Source organism: Aquipuribacter hungaricus, assembly GCF_037860755.1.
Lineage (GTDB): Bacteria > Actinomycetota > Actinomycetes > Actinomycetales > JBBAYJ01 > Aquipuribacter > Aquipuribacter hungaricus.
Map to the genome: position 1 here is coordinate 91652 of NZ_JBBEOI010000001.1, position 16483 is coordinate 108134.

General features: G+C 73.3%; 18 protein-coding genes. 7 read left to right on the top strand and 11 right to left on the bottom strand.

Annotation, left to right across the window (positions count from 1 at the left end):
* Nucleotides 1-173: 173 nt before the first annotated feature.
* On the top strand, nucleotides 174-2534 hold the full coding sequence (locus WCS02_RS00470) for a heavy metal translocating P-type ATPase (RefSeq protein ID WP_340288114.1): 2361 nt from the start codon (nucleotides 174-176) through the stop codon (nucleotides 2532-2534).
* Entirely contained in the window at nucleotides 2531-3283 is a 753-nt protein-coding gene (locus WCS02_RS00475; protein WP_340288117.1) for an SGNH/GDSL hydrolase family protein, read from the top strand. The genes WCS02_RS00470 and WCS02_RS00475 overlap by 4 nt, the downstream gene beginning before the upstream one ends.
* 25 nt (nucleotides 3284-3308) lie before the next feature.
* On the opposite strand, the gene lgt is transcribed toward WCS02_RS00475, so the two are convergent.
* From lgt to WCS02_RS00520, 9 genes are all read right to left on the bottom strand, one after another.
* Nucleotides 3309-4169 carry a prolipoprotein diacylglyceryl transferase gene (gene lgt, locus WCS02_RS00480; RefSeq protein ID WP_340288120.1) on the bottom strand — a complete coding sequence of 287 codons (861 nt, stop codon included), beginning with the start codon at nucleotides 4167-4169 and terminating at the stop codon, nucleotides 3309-3311.
* Nucleotides 4166-4600, bottom strand: coding sequence for a hypothetical protein (locus tag WCS02_RS00485; protein ID WP_340288123.1), 435 nt, complete (start codon nucleotides 4598-4600; stop codon nucleotides 4166-4168). Before WCS02_RS00485 ends, lgt begins: the two co-directional genes overlap by 4 nt.
* Complete coding sequence (locus WCS02_RS00490) at nucleotides 4597-5124, bottom strand: hypothetical protein (protein WP_340288126.1); 528 nt, start codon at nucleotides 5122-5124, stop codon at nucleotides 4597-4599. The genes WCS02_RS00485 and WCS02_RS00490 overlap by 4 nt, the downstream gene beginning before the upstream one ends.
* Nucleotides 5124-6032, bottom strand: coding sequence for a F510_1955 family glycosylhydrolase (locus WCS02_RS00495; RefSeq protein ID WP_340288129.1), 909 nt, complete (start codon nucleotides 6030-6032; stop codon nucleotides 5124-5126). Before WCS02_RS00495 ends, WCS02_RS00490 begins: the two co-directional genes overlap by 1 nt.
* Entirely contained in the window at nucleotides 6032-6661 is a 630-nt protein-coding gene (locus tag WCS02_RS00500) for a DUF305 domain-containing protein (protein ID WP_340288132.1), read from the bottom strand. Before WCS02_RS00500 ends, WCS02_RS00495 begins: the two co-directional genes overlap by 1 nt.
* Before the next feature lie 66 nt (nucleotides 6662-6727).
* Nucleotides 6728-7222 carry a hypothetical protein gene (locus tag WCS02_RS00505; RefSeq protein WP_340288135.1) on the bottom strand — a complete coding sequence of 165 codons (495 nt, stop codon included), beginning with the start codon at nucleotides 7220-7222 and terminating at the stop codon, nucleotides 6728-6730.
* A gap of 289 nt (nucleotides 7223-7511) precedes the next feature.
* The gene (locus tag WCS02_RS00510) at nucleotides 7512-8081 is read right to left on the bottom strand and encodes a hypothetical protein (RefSeq protein ID WP_340288138.1); all 570 of its coding nucleotides are present in this window, start codon (nucleotides 8079-8081) and stop codon (nucleotides 7512-7514) included.
* Between the two features lie 120 nt (nucleotides 8082-8201).
* Nucleotides 8202-8696, bottom strand: coding sequence for a DUF7282 domain-containing protein (locus tag WCS02_RS00515; RefSeq protein ID WP_340288141.1), 495 nt, complete (start codon nucleotides 8694-8696; stop codon nucleotides 8202-8204).
* A 15-nt stretch (nucleotides 8697-8711) separates the two neighbouring features.
* Nucleotides 8712-9107, bottom strand: coding sequence for a cupredoxin domain-containing protein (locus WCS02_RS00520; RefSeq protein ID WP_340288144.1), 396 nt, complete (start codon nucleotides 9105-9107; stop codon nucleotides 8712-8714).
* Between the two features lie 197 nt (nucleotides 9108-9304).
* On the opposite strand from WCS02_RS00520, the gene WCS02_RS00525 reads away from it, so the two are divergent.
* Together WCS02_RS00525 and WCS02_RS00530 are read left to right on the top strand one after the other, a co-directional pair.
* Nucleotides 9305-9820, top strand: coding sequence for a sigma-70 family RNA polymerase sigma factor (locus tag WCS02_RS00525; RefSeq protein WP_340288147.1), 516 nt, complete (start codon nucleotides 9305-9307; stop codon nucleotides 9818-9820).
* Nucleotides 9817-10521, top strand: a complete 705-nt coding sequence (locus WCS02_RS00530; protein ID WP_340288150.1) for an anti-sigma factor family protein — start codon at nucleotides 9817-9819, stop codon at nucleotides 10519-10521. The genes WCS02_RS00525 and WCS02_RS00530 overlap by 4 nt, the downstream gene beginning before the upstream one ends.
* Here WCS02_RS00530 and WCS02_RS00535 read toward each other — a convergent pair.
* Both WCS02_RS00535 and WCS02_RS00540 read right to left on the bottom strand, forming a co-directional pair.
* Complete coding sequence (locus WCS02_RS00535) at nucleotides 10491-11507, bottom strand: YeiH family protein (RefSeq protein WP_340288153.1); 1017 nt, start codon at nucleotides 11505-11507, stop codon at nucleotides 10491-10493. The genes WCS02_RS00530 and WCS02_RS00535 overlap by 31 nt on opposite strands.
* A 341-nt stretch (nucleotides 11508-11848) precedes the next feature.
* Nucleotides 11849-12187: a YidH family protein gene (locus WCS02_RS00540; RefSeq protein WP_340288156.1), complete on the bottom strand. Its 339-nt coding sequence runs from the start codon at nucleotides 12185-12187 to the stop codon at nucleotides 11849-11851.
* A 117-nt stretch (nucleotides 12188-12304) separates the two neighbouring features.
* On the opposite strand from WCS02_RS00540, the gene WCS02_RS00545 reads away from it, so the two are divergent.
* From WCS02_RS00545 to WCS02_RS00555, 3 genes are read left to right on the top strand one after another with little or no spacing between them, the layout of a single operon-like run.
* On the top strand, nucleotides 12305-14770 hold the full coding sequence (locus WCS02_RS00545; RefSeq protein ID WP_340288159.1) for a molybdopterin oxidoreductase family protein: 2466 nt from the start codon (nucleotides 12305-12307) through the stop codon (nucleotides 14768-14770).
* A complete protein-coding gene (locus tag WCS02_RS00550) occupies nucleotides 14767-15249 on the top strand; it encodes a hypothetical protein (protein ID WP_340288162.1) in 483 nt (160 codons plus the stop codon). Before WCS02_RS00545 ends, WCS02_RS00550 begins: the two co-directional genes overlap by 4 nt.
* Nucleotides 15246-15935 carry a hypothetical protein gene (locus WCS02_RS00555; protein WP_340288165.1) on the top strand — a complete coding sequence of 230 codons (690 nt, stop codon included), beginning with the start codon at nucleotides 15246-15248 and terminating at the stop codon, nucleotides 15933-15935. The genes WCS02_RS00550 and WCS02_RS00555 overlap by 4 nt, the downstream gene beginning before the upstream one ends.
* Nucleotides 15936-16483 lie beyond the last annotated feature (548 nt).

A 16483-nucleotide genomic window follows, 5' to 3' on the forward strand; every position in this document is an offset into this window, starting at 1 on the left:
TCGGCTGCGCGAGCGCGCTTGGCTTCGCGTCGGTCGTCGGCTCGGGCTCAATGCCAACCCGACCACGCCGCCCGCGCGGGGCGACGGCCGGCCGGCCCTCGGCCGGGCTTTCCAAGCGCCCCCTTCCGGGCTAAGGTGGCAATACCCCCTAGGGGTATCAAGGAGGAGTTGTCATGGCCACACACCTGACCGACACGCTGCAGGTGGAGGGGATGCTCCGGTCGTCCTCGGAGCCCGCCGTCACCCGCAGCCTGAGACGCCGACCTGGTGTCCTAGCGGCTGACACCAACGCGGTGTCGCAGACCGCGACCGTCACCTACGACCCGTCGCAGACGTCGCTCGAGGAGCTGTCCGGCTGGGTGAGGGAGTGCGGCTACCACTGCGAGGGCCGCTCGGTCCCCGATCACGTCTGCGACCCCATGAGCGATAGCCACTCCCGCCCTCCGGCCGACGGACCGCAGGACGCCATGGGTCACGGCGAGCACGGTGGCGGCCACCACGGCGGGATGTCGATGGCCGCGATGGCCAGGGACATGCGCAACCGCTTCGTCGCCGCCGCGGTCCTGTCCGTGCCGATCCTGCTGTTCTCCCCCATCGGGCGCGAGGTGCTTGGTTTCACCGCCGCCACGCCGTTCGGGCTGCGCGACGACGTGCTCTCGCTCCTGCTGTCCCTGCCGGTCATCTTCTACAGCGCGTGGATCTTCTACGACGGCGCCTGGCGGGCGCTGCGCGCGCGGACCCTGGACATGATGGTGCTGGTCGCCGTCGCGGTGAGCGCGGGCTGGCTCTACAGCCTCGGCGTGACCCTGACCGGCGGCGGCGAGGTCTTCTACGAGGCCGCCACCGTCCTCACCGCGTTCGTCCTGCTGGGTCACTGGTTCGAGATGCGCGCCCGCGGCGGGGCCAACGACGCGATCCGCTCGCTCTTGCAGCTCGCGCCGCCGATGGCGGTCGTCCTGCGCGGGCCCGACAGGCAGGAGCAGGTCGAGGTCCCGACGGCCGAGGTCGTCGTCGGCGACGTCGTCCTGGTCCGCCCCGGCGCGAAGATCCCGGTGGACGGGGTCGTCGTGCACGGCGAGTCCGAGGTCGACGAGTCGATGGTGACGGGCGAGAGCCTGCCCGTGGCCAAGTCCGAGGGCTCCGACGTCATCGGGGCATCGGTCAACACCACCGGGACGCTCCGGGTCCGGGCCAGCAAGGTGGGCTCCGACACGGCGCTCGCGCAGATCGTGGCGATGGTGCAGGAGGCGCAGAACAGCAAGGCCCCCGGGCAGCGCCTCGCCGACCGCGCCGCGTTCTGGCTGGTCCTCGTCGCCCTCGTCGGCGGGGCGCTGACGTTCGGCGTCTGGTTCGCCGCTGGCGCCGGTGTGGAGATGGCCCTGCTCTTCGCGATCACGGTGGTGGTCATCACCTGCCCCGACGCGCTGGGGCTGGCCACCCCGACCGCGATCATGGTCGGCTCTGGCTTGGGCGCCCGACGCGGGGTGCTGTTCAAGAACGCGACCGCGCTGGAGACCTCGGCGCGCATCGACACCGCCGTCATGGACAAGACCGGCACCCTCACACTCGGCAGGCCCGAGGTCACCGACGTGGTCGTCATCGGCTTGGCCGAGCCGGACGTCCTCCGCCTGGTCGCGGCGGTCGAGCGCGAGTCCGAGCACCCCCTCGCTGGTGCTGTCGTCGCGTACGCAGAGGGACGAGGGGTCCCCTCTGCCGTGGCCGCAGACTTCCGAAACGTGCCGGGGCACGGCGCCGTCGCCACCGTCGAGGGCCGCAGGGTCCTCGTCGGCAACCGCCGCCTGATGGCGGCCCAGGGCGTCGAGCTCGGCGAGCTCGCCGCCCACCGGGACGACCTGTCAGCTTCCGGTCGCACCGCCGTTCTCGTAGCTGTGGACGGCGCGGCCGTCGCGGTCGTCGCCATGGCCGACGCGGTCCGGCCCAGCGCCGCTGCGGCCGTCGCGGCGCTGCACGAGGCCGGCGTCCAGGTGGTGATGCTCACCGGTGACAACGAGCAGACCGCGCGCCGGATCGGTGACCAGCTCGGCATCGACACGGTCATCGCGGAGGTGCTCCCCGGGGACAAGGCCGCCGAGGTCTCCCGGCTCCAGGGCGCGGGCCGGCGGGTCGCCATGGTCGGCGACGGCGTCAACGACGCCCCTGCGCTCGCCCAGGCCGACCTCGGCGTCGCCATCGGCGCCGGCACCGACGTCGCCATCGAGACCGCCGACGTCGTCCTTATGCGCTCCGACCCGCTCGACGTCGCCACGGCGCTGCGGATCGGCCGGGGCACCCTGCGGAAGATGCGGCAGAACCTCGGCTGGGCGATCGGCTACAACGCCATCGCCCTGCCTATCGCGGCAGGGGTGTTCGAGCCGGCCTTCGGGCTGGTCCTGCGCCCGGAGATCGCGGCGCTGTCCATGTCCGGCTCCAGCGTCCTGGTCGCCGTCAACGCCCTGCTGCTCAAGCGGCTGCGCCTTCCGGAGCCCGCGGACGCGGTGAGGGCAGGGTCCCGACCGGTCACCGAGGCCAGATGAGGACGCGGGCGACGAACCATGACGAGCCGGTGACCCGGACGGTGAGCAGGTGGCGGCGGCACCCCGTCCTGACCGCGGCCGGGTGCCTGCTGCTGCTGACGGTCGTAATCGTGGTCTTCCGGGCCGTCGGCACCCAGCAGAGCGTCGCCCGGACACGGGCGTACTGGTCCGAGCCGCAGGGCGAGCCGGACGGGCTGCTCTACGTCGCCCTCGGCGACTCCGCCGCCCAGGGCGTGGGTGCGAGCAGCCCTGACAAGGGATACGTTGGCCTGCTCGCCGAGCGGCTGCGCACCAGCACCGGCCGGCCCGTCCAGGTGGTCAACCTCAGCGTCTCCGGCGCCCGCGTGGCCGACGTGGTCGAGGAGCAGCTGCCCCAGCTCGAGGGACTGGAGCCGGACCTCGTCACGGTGGCCATCGGGGGCAACGACGTCCGCCGCTACGAGACTGACCGCTTCGCCGCCGACGTCGACCGCCTCGTCGCCGGGCTCCCGCCAGGGACCTACGTCGCGGACGTCCCGTACTTCATGCACGGTCGCTGGGAGACGGACTCCGCGCAGGCGGCCGGCACGGTACGGACGGCAGCGGGCGAGGCCGGACTGGTCGTGGTGCCCCTCAACGACCGGCTCCGCGCCGAGGGTTTCCGCGGGATGTTCACCCAGACCTCGGGCGACCTGTTCCACCCCAACGACCGGGGGTACGAGATCTGGACGGACGCGTTCTGGACGGAGATCTGCCGCTCGTCGCTGTGACGACGGGCCGCGGGACAGCGTGCGTCTAGCGAGCCTGCTCGTCCTGCGGTGCGTGCTCCACGGTGGTCTCGCGACCGGGCCGCAGCCGGGCGCTGACGGCGATGTAGACCACGGCCAGCACGACGACGAGCAGGGCGACGAGCTGGTTCACGCGCAGCCCCAGCACGATATTGGCCTCGTCGGTGCGCAGCAGCTCCAGCGCCGCGCGAGCGGTGCCGTACATCGCCAGGTAGAGCGCGAAGGCCCGGCCGTGGCCGAGGCGGAACCGCCGGTCGGCCCACATGACCACCACCGCGGTGAGGAGGCTCCACAACGACTCGTACAGAAACGTGGGGTGGAAGGTCTCCGCCTCCGGGTAGGCCGCCGGCCGGTTCTCCGGATTGATCCGCAGGCCCCACGGCAGGGTGGTCGGCGTGCCGTAGATCTCCTGGTTGAAGTAGTTCCCCCACCGCCCGAACGCCTGCCCGACCGCCATCCCGGGAGCCAGCGCGTCGGCGAACGCAGGCAGCGGGATCCCGCGTCGGCGGCAGGCGAACCAGGCCCCGAGCGCTCCCCCGAGCAGTCCCCCGAAGATGGCCAGGCCGCCCTCCCACAGCCGGAGCGCCTCCCACGGGTCCTGCCAGGTGTAGTCCTGCAGGTGGGTGAGGACGTGCCACACGCGGGAGCCGACGATGCCTGACGGGACCGCCCAGGTCAGGACGTCGACGACGGTGCCCGGGCGGCCACCCCTGGCGATCCATCGCCGGTCCGCCAGACAACCGCCGGCGAAGATGCCGGCGATGATGAACAGTGCGTAGGCCCGGACCGGGACGACCCCGAGGTACCAGGTCCCCTGCGGAGGGCTTGGGATCCCGGGGTCGGCCGCGAGGGCGAGGAGCCCGGTCACGAGGACCTCCTCGACCAGACGGCCAGCATCCACGTGTAGAGCAGCACCGCGGAGCAGGCGAGGACCAGCCACGTGCGGTCGCCGCCGGGGACGTAGTGGCTGCTGATGTGGCCGAGGAAGACGTCCATCCACCGGTAGTGCGGCACGCCGGCCCGGAACATCAGGTCCGGCGCCATCGCCACCATGTGGAAGCCGAGGACGGAGAAGAGCTGCGCGGGCGCGGGCCGTCCCCGGACCCGCAGGTACGCCGCGTTCCAGGCCACGGTGGCGATCACCCCGACCAAGAAGTGGGTGGACCAGTGGAACGAGGCGTCGTGGCCGGTGTAGGTCCGGTAGAGGACCACCTCTGCGGCGACGAGCCCGACCGCCTGCAGCGCGAGGCTCGCCGGGCGCAGGCAGCGCGGGCACGCCCGTCCGGTCACCCGGGTCATGAGGTGGCTCCCACGATGGTGTCGACCTCGAACGCGTTGTCGGGCCAGGCCGGGTCGAGGGTGGAGTAGCGGACCACGCCTTCGGTGTCGACGACGGCGTAGCCGATGCCCGGGCCTCCGTCGACGGGCTCGGGCAGGTCCACGGCGTGTGCGAGGCGTCCGACCTCGTCCACGACCAGGTCGACGCCCGCCGCCGCGGCCGCGGACGCGGGGCCGCTGGAGGTGGCGCCGGGCTCCTGCACGACCAGGACGACGTGGGCCGCGGCGGGCAGCGTGCCGCGCCAGTCCTGCAGGACGTCCCCCTCGGGGGCGGCCCGCACGAACAGCAGCACCGTGGGGCCCCGCCCGCGGGTGAGCCCCGGCAGGGACGGCTCGACAGTCGGCCAGCTCAGCAGCAGGCCGTTGCGCTGGTTGGCGCGGTCCGGCTGGTCCCGCGGCCCGGGACCGCGGGAGCCCACGAGCACCGCCGCCACGAGCAGCAGGCACATCAGCACCCCCCCGACGGCGACGCTCGTGGGGCGCATCACGGCATGCCGGCCACGTCCGCGAGGACGGTCCACGTCCCGCCGTCCAGGCGGAGGACCTCCTCCGCCGTCGCGGCCAGCAAGGTGCCGTCGGCCGACGCGGAGAACGCGGTCGGCGGCGCCCCGATCGACCCCTGCGACACCCAGGCGTCCCCGGCGAGGTCCCAGACCACGCCCTCCACGTCTACCCCGGTCACGGTCGGTCCCGCGCCCTCGACGTGGACAAGGGTGGTGGGTGGGGCCGGGGCGAACGCCTCGAACGTACGACCCGAGTCCCGGCTGACGAGCAGGCCGTCCGCGGTCGTCGCCAGAAGGCCCGCGCCGTCACGCAGGTGCTCCAGGTCGGCGACCACGTCCAGCTCGGCGCCCACCGCCCAGGAGCGCCCGCCGTCGCCGCTGGTGAGCACCGCGCCCGAGAGGCTGTCCCACCCGACGACCTCCTCGCCGGACACCGTCAGGGCGTGGAAGTCCGCGTCCCCCTGCAGCGACACGGCGGTCCAGGTCTCACCGGCGTCGGAGCTCTCGACGAGGCCCAGGTGGGACGGGAGCCCCTCGCGGGCGTCGGGGTGGCCGCTGCCCAGCAGGCGGTCCCCGTCGATGGTGAAGCCCATGGTGTCCTGACGGCGGTCGGCGACCCGCTGCGGCTCTGCACCATCCTTCACGCGGAACAGGCCGGTGTGGGTCGCCACGAGGACGTCGCCGCTGGCCCGGTCGACCCCGAGCCCGTGGACGTGACCCATCCCGGGGTCGTCGGTGGCACCGGAACGGTCGGCGGCGGCCGTGCCGCCCGTGCCCTCCTGCTCGCCCGAGCACGCGGCGAGCAGGAGGACGGCGACCGCCCCGAAGGCGGTCCGGGCGACGACCGGCCGCAGGCCCGCTGACGGGCGAGAGCGGTCCTGGGGTCGCATCAGGAGTCGAGCAGGTCCTGCATGCGGGCGATCTCCGACTCCTGGGTGTCGACGATCGCCTGCGCGAGCTCCTTCGCCGCGGGGTTCTGCCCCTCGTCGTGCTCCGTCTCGGCCATGGCCACGGCACCCTCGTGGTGCTCGACCATCATCGACAGGAACATCTCGTCGAAGGCAGCACCCTCGGCCGTCTCGAGCTCGGCCATCTGCTCCGGGCTCATCATCCCGGCCATGCCGCCGCTGTCCATGCCCTCCATCTCCATGGACATCTCCATGTCCTCGGCGGGCACCTCGGCGCCCCACGCCTCGAGGAACGCGGTCATGGTGAGGATCTCGGGCTCCTGGGCCGCGGCGATCTCCTCGGCCAGCGCGAGGACCTCGGGGTCCTCGGCCCGGTCGAGCGCGAGCTCGGACATCTGCACTGCCTGCCGGTGGTGGGGGAGCATCCCCTGGGCGAAGGTGACGTCAGCCTCGTTGTTCTCTCCCTCCACCTGCTCGGCGGTGGTGGGCAGGTCGGCGGGGGTCGCCCCGCCTGCGGTCTCGGTGGCGGCGTCCCCACCGCAGGCAGCGAGGACGATGGACAGGGTCACGGCAGCCGTCAGGGCTGCCGCACCGCGAAGCGGCGTGGTCATGGGTGGTGCTCCTCAGGTCATGGGTGGGTGTGCGAGCGCAGGCGTCGACAGACGCCGTGGCGTCGGCTACACCCGGATGACGCAGAGGGCGATGCGGGGAGGGGGTGGAGCAGGGGCGTGGTCGCCCACCCAGGACACGACACGGGCGACGGTGACCCGCGACCGGCCCACGACGAGCGGGCCGCGTCGGCTGAGCAGGTGCGCCAGCGTCAGGACGGCGATGCCCACGAGAGCCACCACGCACCCGGCCAGCAGGTCGTGGTGGTCCGCGGGGTGCGGCGACGGCGGCGGTGCGCCGTTCGACCCCGGCTGCGGGGTGTCCCCTGCGGCAGGGGCATCCACGAGCGTCGTCATCACCGGGTCGGCGGGGTGACCCCAGGCGTGGCCGCCCGAGACGGACACGCCCGACTCGGCCGACACGGTCCCCGTGCTCTGCTCGTCCGCACCCGCGGACACGGCGAAGAACCCATGCATCGTGAGGAAGCCGGCGACGAGGACCACGAGCAACGCCAGACGACCCGGCAGGGTCATCTGGGTCTCTCGCGGTCGTGGTCGTCGCACACGTCGAGGGTACGACTGCGTGAGGTGACCGCGAACTGGGTCAGACCTACCCCATGGCGCCGCGCCTCGACCAGCGCGGCGACGGCATGGTGATCGTGCGGCGCCGCCGCGCCGGTCGGCGCCCGTCATTGCTGCGTCTGGTGCCTCGGACGCGCCGACGTCACGTAGGCGTCGGTGCACGGCAGCCGGTGTCCGGGTCCGCACATCCAGCGAGGAGCCGCCCGGCAGCCGAGCGGGACCCGGACCGCGACGCCCGGGTCCCGCCATCAGCGCGTCTGCCGGCCTGCGGTCAGCTGTGCCCGGGGGCGGTGCACTGCGATCCGCCCTGCTCGGGTTCACGGCAGCCGCCGTCACCGGTGATCTCGCCAGGGGCGGCCGCGGTGAAGGTGCCGCCGGCGGGGTTGGGTGCGCCGGTCCGGGTCGCCTGCGCGACCACGGTCCCTGAGGAGTCCAGCAGCTGGGCGACCGCGAGGGCACGCAGCTCGAGGAAGCTGCCGGTGCAGGTGCCGGTCCCCGTAGCGGTGGCGGTGAACGTGCAGATGGTCCGGTCGCGGCTGCCGGGGACCACCTCTGCGTCCCCCTCGCCCCGCTTGACCACCACCGAGTACGCGACGCCGGCATCCAGGCCGGTGAAGCGCAGCGACTGCTGCCAGAGCGAGGTCTCCTCGGAGTCGCCCGAGGCGCCCTTGACGTAGTTGATCCGGCCGCCTCCGTCGGCGCTGGACGAGCCGACGGCGTCGAAGTCCAGGCGGTTGCTGCTCTCGTGCGCAGCCGACGCGGTGGGGGCCAGGGCGAGGACGGGCAGGGCGGCCAGGAGGGCCACCGCGCTCAGGCGCCGGGTGTGTCGCAGGACGTTCATGGGGTCTCCAGGTGAGGGGTGAGGGGTATGCGGTCATGCACTGACACGGACGGTTCGGAGGATCGGTTCAGCCACGGCCGGTCGGGGTCCGGGACGGGGAGGACGTCGAGGGTCCGGGCGTCAGCCCACGCTCAGGGTGAGCATCTGCATGACCGGCATCTCGCCGTCGAGCACGGGCAGGTCGGCCCCCTCGACCGCAAGGAACTCGTACTCGCCGGGCGTCGTGTCATCGACGTGCAGCATCGGCCAGTAGTCCCCGGTGAGCACCGGCTCGTCCAGCTCGACCACGAGGTCGGTGGTGGATCCCTGCTCCACCTGCAGCGTCCCTACGACCGGGCCGGGCTTGCCGTCCAGGTCCTGGTGGACAGCGATCCAGCCCTGCTCCGCCCCCGCGAGCTCGACGGAGGCGACGGTCAGGGTCGTGCCGTCGCCGGACTGGTCTTCGGCGGTGACCGCACCCGTGACCGCACCGGCGGCGGGGGCTGAGGCTGGGGCGGGGCTGGCCGATGGGGCGGCGGGGCTGCTGGCGGCACCGGTGTCGTCGGTGCCGCAGGCGGCGAGCCCTGCGACGAGCATCAGGCCGAGCGCGACGGTGCGGGTCGTGGTCCGGGTCATGCGTGGTCTCCTTGGTCAGCGGACGGTGAGCGTGCCGGTCATGGACGGGTGGACGGTGCAGGTGAAGTCGTAGGTGCCCGGTGTCGTCGGCGCGGTGAAGCGACCAGGCTCGGCGGCGTCGAAGCTGCCGGTGTCGAAAGAGCCGTCGACCGCGGTGACCGTGTGCGGCTCGGCGTCACCGTCCACCACGTCGACCACCTGGCCCGGTGCGACGGTCAGCGGCGCGAACGCGAAGCCCTCGACCACGTAGCTGACGCCGTCAGGGAGTTCGACTGCCCCGGCGCTCTCGACGGTCTCGACGCTCTCGGCGGTCCCGGCGGTCTCGCCGGCCGGCGCGGAGCCGCACCCGACGAGCAGTGCCGCCGCCGCGACAGAGACGAGCGTGAGGGACAGGGGAGCGTGTCGGTTCATGGTGAGAGACACGGACCGTGGGTCCAGATGGTTCACCGGCCCGACGGTGAACCACCGAAGGTCCTGAGCCGTGTCTCCTGCCGAGACCGCTCCCCACCACCCGGAGGCACCATGGCCCTCGTGCTCCGTGTCACGACGTCCGCGAGCCCGGCGGACCTGACCGGCGCCCGCCCCGTGGCGCACCGCGACCCCAGCCGGTGACCAACGACGTGTCGCACGACGCCGAGCTGGTCCGCGTGCTCTACCAGGAGCACGCCGGGCCCCTCTTCGTGTTCTGCGTGCGCTACACCGGCGACGCCCAACGCGCCGAGGACGTCGTGCAAGAAGTCTTCGTCCGGGCATGGCGATCGCTGTCCCGGGTGGACCTGGAGACCCGCCCCGTCCGCCCGTGGCTGCTCGCCGTGGCACGCAACCTGCTCACCGACCTGCACCGGGCGCAGACGAGCCGGCCCGCGACACTCGACGAGGCGGTGCTGGCCCAGCTGCCCGCCCCCGACGAGCTGGACCGTGCGGTCGAGTCGTGGCGGGTCGCCGCCGCCCTGCAGCAGCTCAGCGCCGCCCACCGGGAGGTGCTCGTCCACGCGCACTGGCTGGGCCGCAGCGTCGCGGAGACCGCGACGGCCCTCGGTGTCCCACCTGGCACCGTGAAGTCCCGGACGTACTACGCGCTGCGCGCGCTACGGCTCGCGCTGGAAGAAGGAGATGCACCATGACCAGCCACGAGGAGCAGCGTCGGGCCCTCGGCTCCTACGTCGTCGGGGCCCTCGACCCCGCCGAGCGCGCCGAGATCGAGGTCCACCTGTCCGGCTGCGCGTCGTGCCGCGAAGACCTCGCCGGGCTTGCCGGGCTGCCCGGCCTGCTGTCACGGCTGTCGGTCGACGAGGCCCTGGGCACGAGCCTCGTCCCCCCGCCGACGCTCCTGCCCCGGGTGCTCGACGCGGTCCAGGACGAACGCCGTCGCACCCGCACCGCCGTACGGCGATGGCGCGCCGCCACCGCAGGTCTCGCCGCCGTCATGGTCGCCGCCACCCTCGCGGGCGTGCTGGTCCTGGGGCCCGACCGGGACGCGGCACCCCCGCCCCAGCTGTTCGTCGCGGCGGCCGGGGTGGGCGCCGAGGGCAGCGCGTCGTTCGAGGACCGGGCCTGGGGAACCTCCGTCCGGCTGCAGGTCACCGGGCTGCCCGAGGACGCCGGCCCCTTCCTGGCCTGGGCCGAGGACCCCGCCGGACGCCGGACCGCGGTCGCCACGTGGGGTGCGACCCCGAACGGGGCCGCCGACGTCACCGGCGCCACCGCCGTGACCCGCCAGGAGCTGTCGCTGCTGGTCGTCACGACGGCCGACGGAGAACCTCTCTTGCGGCTAGAACCCGAGCCGGCCGCCGCTCACAGCCCGAGCAGGAGGACACCGACGTAGGCCACGCCGCCCACGAGCACCCAGCTGACCAGGCCCAGGACCAGGGCCCGACCGCCGGTGCGGACCAGGCTCGGCAGGTGGATGCCGGTGCCCAGGCCCACCAGCGCGGCGGCCAGCAGGACCTCCTGGACCGTCTTGGCCCCGGCGAGGACCGGGGACGGCAGCAGGCCCGTGCTGCTCAGGGCGATCGCGGCGAGGAACCCGGCCACGAACAACGGCAGGAGCGGGGGACGACGACCGGTGGTGGACGCCGAGCGGGAGCGGCGGCGCCGCTGGGCGACGGCAACCAGGGCCACCAGCGGAGCGAGCATCACGACACGGCTGAGCTTGACGACCACGGCGGCCGTCAGCGCACCAGGGACCCGGTCGGCGGTGGCGACGGTCTGGCCGACGTCGTGGACGCTCGCGCCCACCCAGCTGCCGAACGCGACGGGGTCCAGGCCCAACGGTCCGCGCAGCAGCGGCAGCAGGAAGATCGCCACGCTGCCGCACAACGTGACCAACGCGATCGCGACGGCGGTGTCGTCCTCGTCGCCCTCGGCGACCTCCTCCATCGCAGCAACGGCCGACGCGCCGCAGATGGAGAAGCCGGTCGCGATGAGCAAGGACCGGGGTCCGGACACCCCGAGGAGCCGGCCGAGCAGCCGGGTCCCGGTGAACGTGACCGCGACGGTCACCACCACGACCGCGAGACCCCCCAGGCCCAGGTCGACGAGCTGGGGCAGCGCCAGCTGCAGCCCCAGCAGGACCACGGCCACGCGCAGCAGCCGCCGGGACGCGAACCTCGTCCCGGCGTGCAGGGGCGCCCGGTGCAGGCCGAGGTTCACCGCCAGCGCACCCAGGACCACCGCCACCGTGGACGCGTTCAGCCCCGGGACCAGTGGCGCCACCGCGAACGCCACCGCCGTCGCGGCCGCGACGACCACCAGCCCGGGGACCAGCACCACGAGCGCACCCCACCGTGGCGCCGGGGCTCGTGTGCTCATGACACCTCGTCAGGTCCGGGGGCTGGTCCGTCGGTGTCGACGCGGGCGCGATGCGCCGCCGGGCGGCAGTCTGCACGCCCCGATGGACATGTCCCACATCCTCACGTCTCAGGGGCCGTGTCGGACCGCCCGGTGGGCCGGGCTCGGAGACCACGACGCAGGGCCCACCGAAGACGGCCCTCCGCGCGGCCGGGCGACCCGAGCGGGACAGCACGATCGGACTCGCCAAGGCCCGCTCAGCCGCCGGTTCCCAGGCACTCCTCAGGCACTGGCCTCACGCACGGACGCCACCGGTGGCCGTGGTCACAGCTGACCCAGCAGCACCAGCACCCCGACCCCGCTCACCTCGACGGCGACAGCACCGGCGACAGCACCGGCGACAGCACCGGCGCGGGGACCCCGTCCCGCGCCGCCCGCTCCGTCCGTGCCCACGACACCCACGCCAGCACCGGCACCAAGGCCCCGAGGACCAGGCACAGCACCGAGGCGCCTATCCGCAGCCCCGCCTCGCGGGGCACGCCGAGCGCCTCCAGGGCCACGCCGCCGACCGTGAGCGCCAGGGCCGTGCGCACCCATGCCAGGTACGTGCGCTCGTTCGCCATGCTGCACCGGGCGTCCGGCTCCTCGCCGTGGTCATAGACCCACGCGCGGATGCGTCGCGACGAAGACGGGCGTGCCACCCCGACACCGTAGGACCGTGCCCCCCGGACCTCCGGCTGCAGGAGATAGCGAGCCGCGCCGGACCGTGGCAGCGTCGACGCTCCACGGTGGAGGGCGACGCCCGGGAGGCGGTCGAGATGACACGGGTCGACAGGATCGCTGCGCCGTGGGGCAGCCGGACCCCATACGGCCCCGGCGAGCGCTGGCCCGTGAGGACCGACACGTTCCTCGCCGACGGGCTCGCCCCCGAGGACGTGGACCGCTGGGTGCAGTCGGCGACGATCCTGCACTCCAACGGCGACGGCCTCGACATCGCCGTCAAGGACGGCTCGATCGTCGGCGTGCGGGGCCGGGCGCAGGACCGGGTCAACCACGGCCGGCTCGGCCCCAAGGACCTTTACGGCTGGCAGGCCAACGCCTCACCGGAGCGACTGACCCGCCCCCTCGTGCGCCGCCGCGGCGAGCTGGTCGAGACGGACTGGGACACCGCGATGGACCTCGTCGTGCGGCGCAGCCAGGAGCTGCTGGAGGAGCAAGGACCCAGCGCGCTCGGCTTCTACACCACGGGTCAGCTGTTCCTCGAGGAGTACTACACGCTCGGGATGATGGCGCACGGCGGCATCGGCACCAACCACGTCGACGGCAACACCCGCCTGTGCACCGCGACGGCCGCCGCCGCGCTCAAGGAGTCGTTCGGCTGCGACGGGCAGCCCGGCTCGTACACCGACATCGACCACGCCGACGCGATCGCCCTGTACGGGCACAACATGGCCGAGACCCAGACCGTGCTGTGGACGCGCGTCCTCGACCGGCTGGCCGGGCCGCACCCGCCCCGCATCGTCTGCGTGGACCCCCGCCTCACCGAGGTGGCACGGCACGCGGACGTCCACCTGGCCCCCCGGCCCGGGACGAACGTCGCGCTCATGAACGGCCTGCTGAGCGAGATCCTGGCCAACGGCTGGGTCGACGAGGCGTACGTGGCCGCCCACGCCGTCGGGATCGACGAGCTCCGCGAGCAGCTCGCCCCGTGGTCGGCCGAGATGTCCGCGCGCATCTGCGACGTCCCGATCGAGGCGCTGCGCGAGGCTGCGCGGATCGTGGGGACCGCAGAGCGGCTGGTGTCCACCGTGCTGCAGGGGTTCTACCAGTCCAACCAGGCCACCGCCGCGGCCGTGCAGGTCAACAACGTCCACATCCTCCGCGGCCAGCTCGGCGCCCCCGGTCGCGGCATCCTGCAGATGAACGGCCAGCCCACGGCCCAGAACACCCGCGAGGCCGGCGCCGACGGCGACCTCGCCGGGTTCCGCAACTGGAGCAACGACGCACAGGTCGCCGACCTGGCGCGGGTCTGGAACATCGACCCGATGCAGATCCCGCACTACTCGCCACCCACCCACGTCATGCAGCAGCTGCGCTACATCGAGGACGGCTCGCTGCGCTTCTGGTGGGTCCAGGCGACCAACCCGCTGGTCTCGCTGCCGGAGCTGCAGCGGGTGCGGTCGATCCTCTCCCAGCAGCGGCTGTTCCTCGTCGTGCAGGACATCTTCCTCACCGAGACCGCCCAGATCGCCGACGTCGTGCTCCCCGCAGCCACGTGGGGCGAGAAGGAAGGGACGTTCACCAACGTGGACCGGACCGTGCACTACTCCGGCAAGGCGGTCGAGCCACCGGGCGAGGCGCGACCCGACCTCGACATCTTCCTGGACTACGCCCGCCGGATGGGCTTCCGCGACAAGGACGGCGACCCTCTCGTGCACTGGCACGACCCGCGCTCCGCCTTCGAGGCGTGGAAGGAGTGCAGCCGGGGCCGGCCGTGCGACTACAGCGGTCTGAGCTACGAGAAGCTCCAGGGCGGGTCGGGGGTCCAGTGGCCCTGCACCGACGACGCGCCCGAGGGCACGGAACGGATCTACGCCGACGGCGCCTTCTGGAGCAGCCCGGACTACTGCGAGAGCTACGGCCGGGACCTCGTGACGGGGGCACCTCTCAGCGAGACGGAGTACCGGGCGCTCAACCCGGATGGCAAGGCCGTCCTCAAGTACGCCCGTTACGTCCCGCCGCACGAGCTGCCGAGCGAGGAGTACCCGCTGCAGCTGACCACGGGGCGGACGCTGTACCACTTCCACACCCGCACCAAGACGGCCCGGGCGCCGCAGCTGCAGGCCGCCGCGCCCGAGGTCTGGGTCGAGATGTCCGAGCAGGACGCCGGTGCCCACGGCTTCCAGGAGGGGGACCTGCTTGAGGTGGCGTCGCCGCGCGCGGCCGTCCGGGCCCGGTTGCGCATCAGCGGCATCCGTCCGGGCGTGGTCTTCCTGCCCTTCCACTACGGCTACTGGGACACCCCCGCCGGCCACGAGCCGGACGGTGGCGCCCGCGCGGCGAACGAGCTGACGATCACCGAGTGGGACGCCTGCTCCAAGCAGCCGATCTTCAAGACCGCGGCGGCGCGGGTGACGCTGGTGCGCCGCGGTGACGGGACACCGTCGGCAGCGCCGACCACGACCGCGTCCCGCCCGAGCAGGGGCGGCGTCCCCGCCACCAGGGGCGGTGAGTCAGCCATGGCCGAGGAGGACGTCCGTGCCCACGCCGGAGGGCTGGCATGAAGATCGGGCTCGCGCTGCGAGAGCTCCACCGCTCCGAGGACGAGCTGGCGCACAAGCTGCTCCAGGTGTCCGACCGTCACAAGGTCGACCACGACGTCTTCTACCTGGGCCAGGAGCTCGCCCTGTGGTCCCAGCAGCACGTCCGCGCGCTCAGCGAGGCAGCCGCCCGCTACGACGTCCGCCTGGACCCCGAGCCACGGACGGAGAGCCGGGTCGCGGCCAGGGCCAGGGACGCGGTGAGCCAGGCGGTGGGCCGCGCCCCGCAGGCTGGCCTGCTGCTGCTGCTCGACATGCGCGAGGTCTACGTCCGCGCCAGCGGCGTCTCGGTCGACTGGGAGCTGGTCGCGCAGGTCGCCCAGGGGGTCAGGGACCACGACCTGCTGCAGCTGGCGAAGACCTGCCACCCGGAGACGCTGCGTCAGGTGCGCTGGGCCGACAGCAAGCTTAAGGAGTCCGCGACCCAGGTCCTCTGCTCGTGAGCGACCCCGCCGCCGCGGTCCTGCCCGGGGGGCAGCTCTCCACGAGGATCGTCCTCCGCCCGGTCGCGACCCCCTTGCCGCTGGGGTTCCTCGGGCTGTTCGTCGCCACGTCCGCGTTCGCCTGCCTCCAGCTCGGGTGGCTGCCACCCGAGCAGGGCCGGGGCGTCGCCGTCGCCGCCCTCGCCCTCACCGTCCCGCTGCAGCTGCTGGCGTCCGTCCTCGGGTTCCTCGCCCGGGACCCCGTCGCGGGCACCGGGATGGGGATCCTGGCCGGCACCTGGGCCGCCGTCGGGTACCTCACCTTGACCGCGCCGCCCGGGACATCCAGCGCCGGCCTCGGCGTCGTCCTCCTCCTCTCGGCCGCCAGCCTCCTGGTGCCGGCCGCTGCCGCGACGAGCAAGCTCGTCCCGGCAGCCGTCATCGCCCTGTCCGCGCTCCGCTTCGCCGTGACGGGCATCGCCGAGCTGACCGCCTCACGCACCTGGTACGACGTCGCAGGCACCGTCGGCCTGCTGCTGGGCCTGCTCGCGCTGTACGCCGCGACCGCCCTCGAGCTCGAGGACGTGCAGCACCGGACCGTGCTGCCCCTGCTGCGACGCGGCCCGGCCCAGCAGGCGCTCCAGGGAGACGGTGCGGACCAGACCGACCAGCTCCGCCACGAGGCGGGGGTCCGCAACCAGCTGTGACGAGCGCCCACCCGACCGACGACCCTGAGCCCCAGGAGCCGACGTGACCCACCGTCCTGACGTAATCTTCTTCGACGGTGCTGCCGAGGACCACGAGCCCGCCGGCCGACAGCACCGGCGGGTCGACACCGAGGCTCCGCCTCGAGCGTCAGGTAGAACCGCGCGGACACCCCGACCGGCCCGGATCAGCCCAGGTGGAGGGCGGCCGGCCACGTCAGCCGGAGGGGCCGCGCGAGGGCGAGCACCGCGGGGAGCCGTCGGCGTGGGATTCGAACCCACGAAACGTTGTGGTTAAACGTTCAACGGTTTCCAAGACCCTCCGCTCTTTCTTGTCAAGATGCTCGCCGTCCGCTGTACCGCCTCTGACCTGCAGGTTCGTCGCCGTTCTGGGTCGCGAGGGCACTGCTCAGGCACGAGCCAGCACCCACAGCCGACAACGGCCGTCTGCAGTCGGTGACCACCGGACACCGCCGTTCTCCGTGCAAGGACCGGGCCGACGGACGCCGGCTGCTGTGTCCGCGTGGGGGTGCTGCCGACGGCATGAATAC

What these genes read in the sequence shown, in the direction of transcription:
- WCS02_RS00470 (WP_340288114.1), top strand. Translation starts at nt 174, where the DNA reads ATGGCCACACACCTGACCGACACGCTGCAGGTGGAGGGGATGCTCCGG.
- WCS02_RS00500 (WP_340288132.1), bottom strand. Translation starts at nt 6,661, where the DNA reads ATGACCACGCCGCTTCGCGGTGCGGCAGCCCTGACGGCTGCCGTGACC.
- WCS02_RS00485 (WP_340288123.1), bottom strand. Translation starts at nt 4,600, where the DNA reads ATGACCCGGGTGACCGGACGGGCGTGCCCGCGCTGCCTGCGCCCGGCG.
- WCS02_RS00550 (WP_340288162.1), top strand. Translation starts at nt 14,767, where the DNA reads ATGAAGATCGGGCTCGCGCTGCGAGAGCTCCACCGCTCCGAGGACGAG.
- WCS02_RS00530 (WP_340288150.1), top strand. Translation starts at nt 9,817, where the DNA reads ATGACCAGCCACGAGGAGCAGCGTCGGGCCCTCGGCTCCTACGTCGTC.
- WCS02_RS00545 (WP_340288159.1), top strand. Translation starts at nt 12,305, where the DNA reads ATGACACGGGTCGACAGGATCGCTGCGCCGTGGGGCAGCCGGACCCCA.
- WCS02_RS00495 (WP_340288129.1), bottom strand. Translation starts at nt 6,032, where the DNA reads ATGCGACCCCAGGACCGCTCTCGCCCGTCAGCGGGCCTGCGGCCGGTC.
- WCS02_RS00475 (WP_340288117.1), top strand. Translation starts at nt 2,531, where the DNA reads ATGAGGACGCGGGCGACGAACCATGACGAGCCGGTGACCCGGACGGTG.
- WCS02_RS00510 (WP_340288138.1), bottom strand. Translation starts at nt 8,081, where the DNA reads ATGAACGTCCTGCGACACACCCGGCGCCTGAGCGCGGTGGCCCTCCTG.
- WCS02_RS00535 (WP_340288153.1), bottom strand. Translation starts at nt 11,507, where the DNA reads ATGAGCACACGAGCCCCGGCGCCACGGTGGGGTGCGCTCGTGGTGCTG.
- WCS02_RS00515 (WP_340288141.1), bottom strand. Translation starts at nt 8,696, where the DNA reads ATGACCCGGACCACGACCCGCACCGTCGCGCTCGGCCTGATGCTCGTC.
- WCS02_RS00490 (WP_340288126.1), bottom strand. Translation starts at nt 5,124, where the DNA reads ATGCGCCCCACGAGCGTCGCCGTCGGGGGGGTGCTGATGTGCCTGCTG.
- WCS02_RS00520 (WP_340288144.1), bottom strand. Translation starts at nt 9,107, where the DNA reads ATGAACCGACACGCTCCCCTGTCCCTCACGCTCGTCTCTGTCGCGGCG.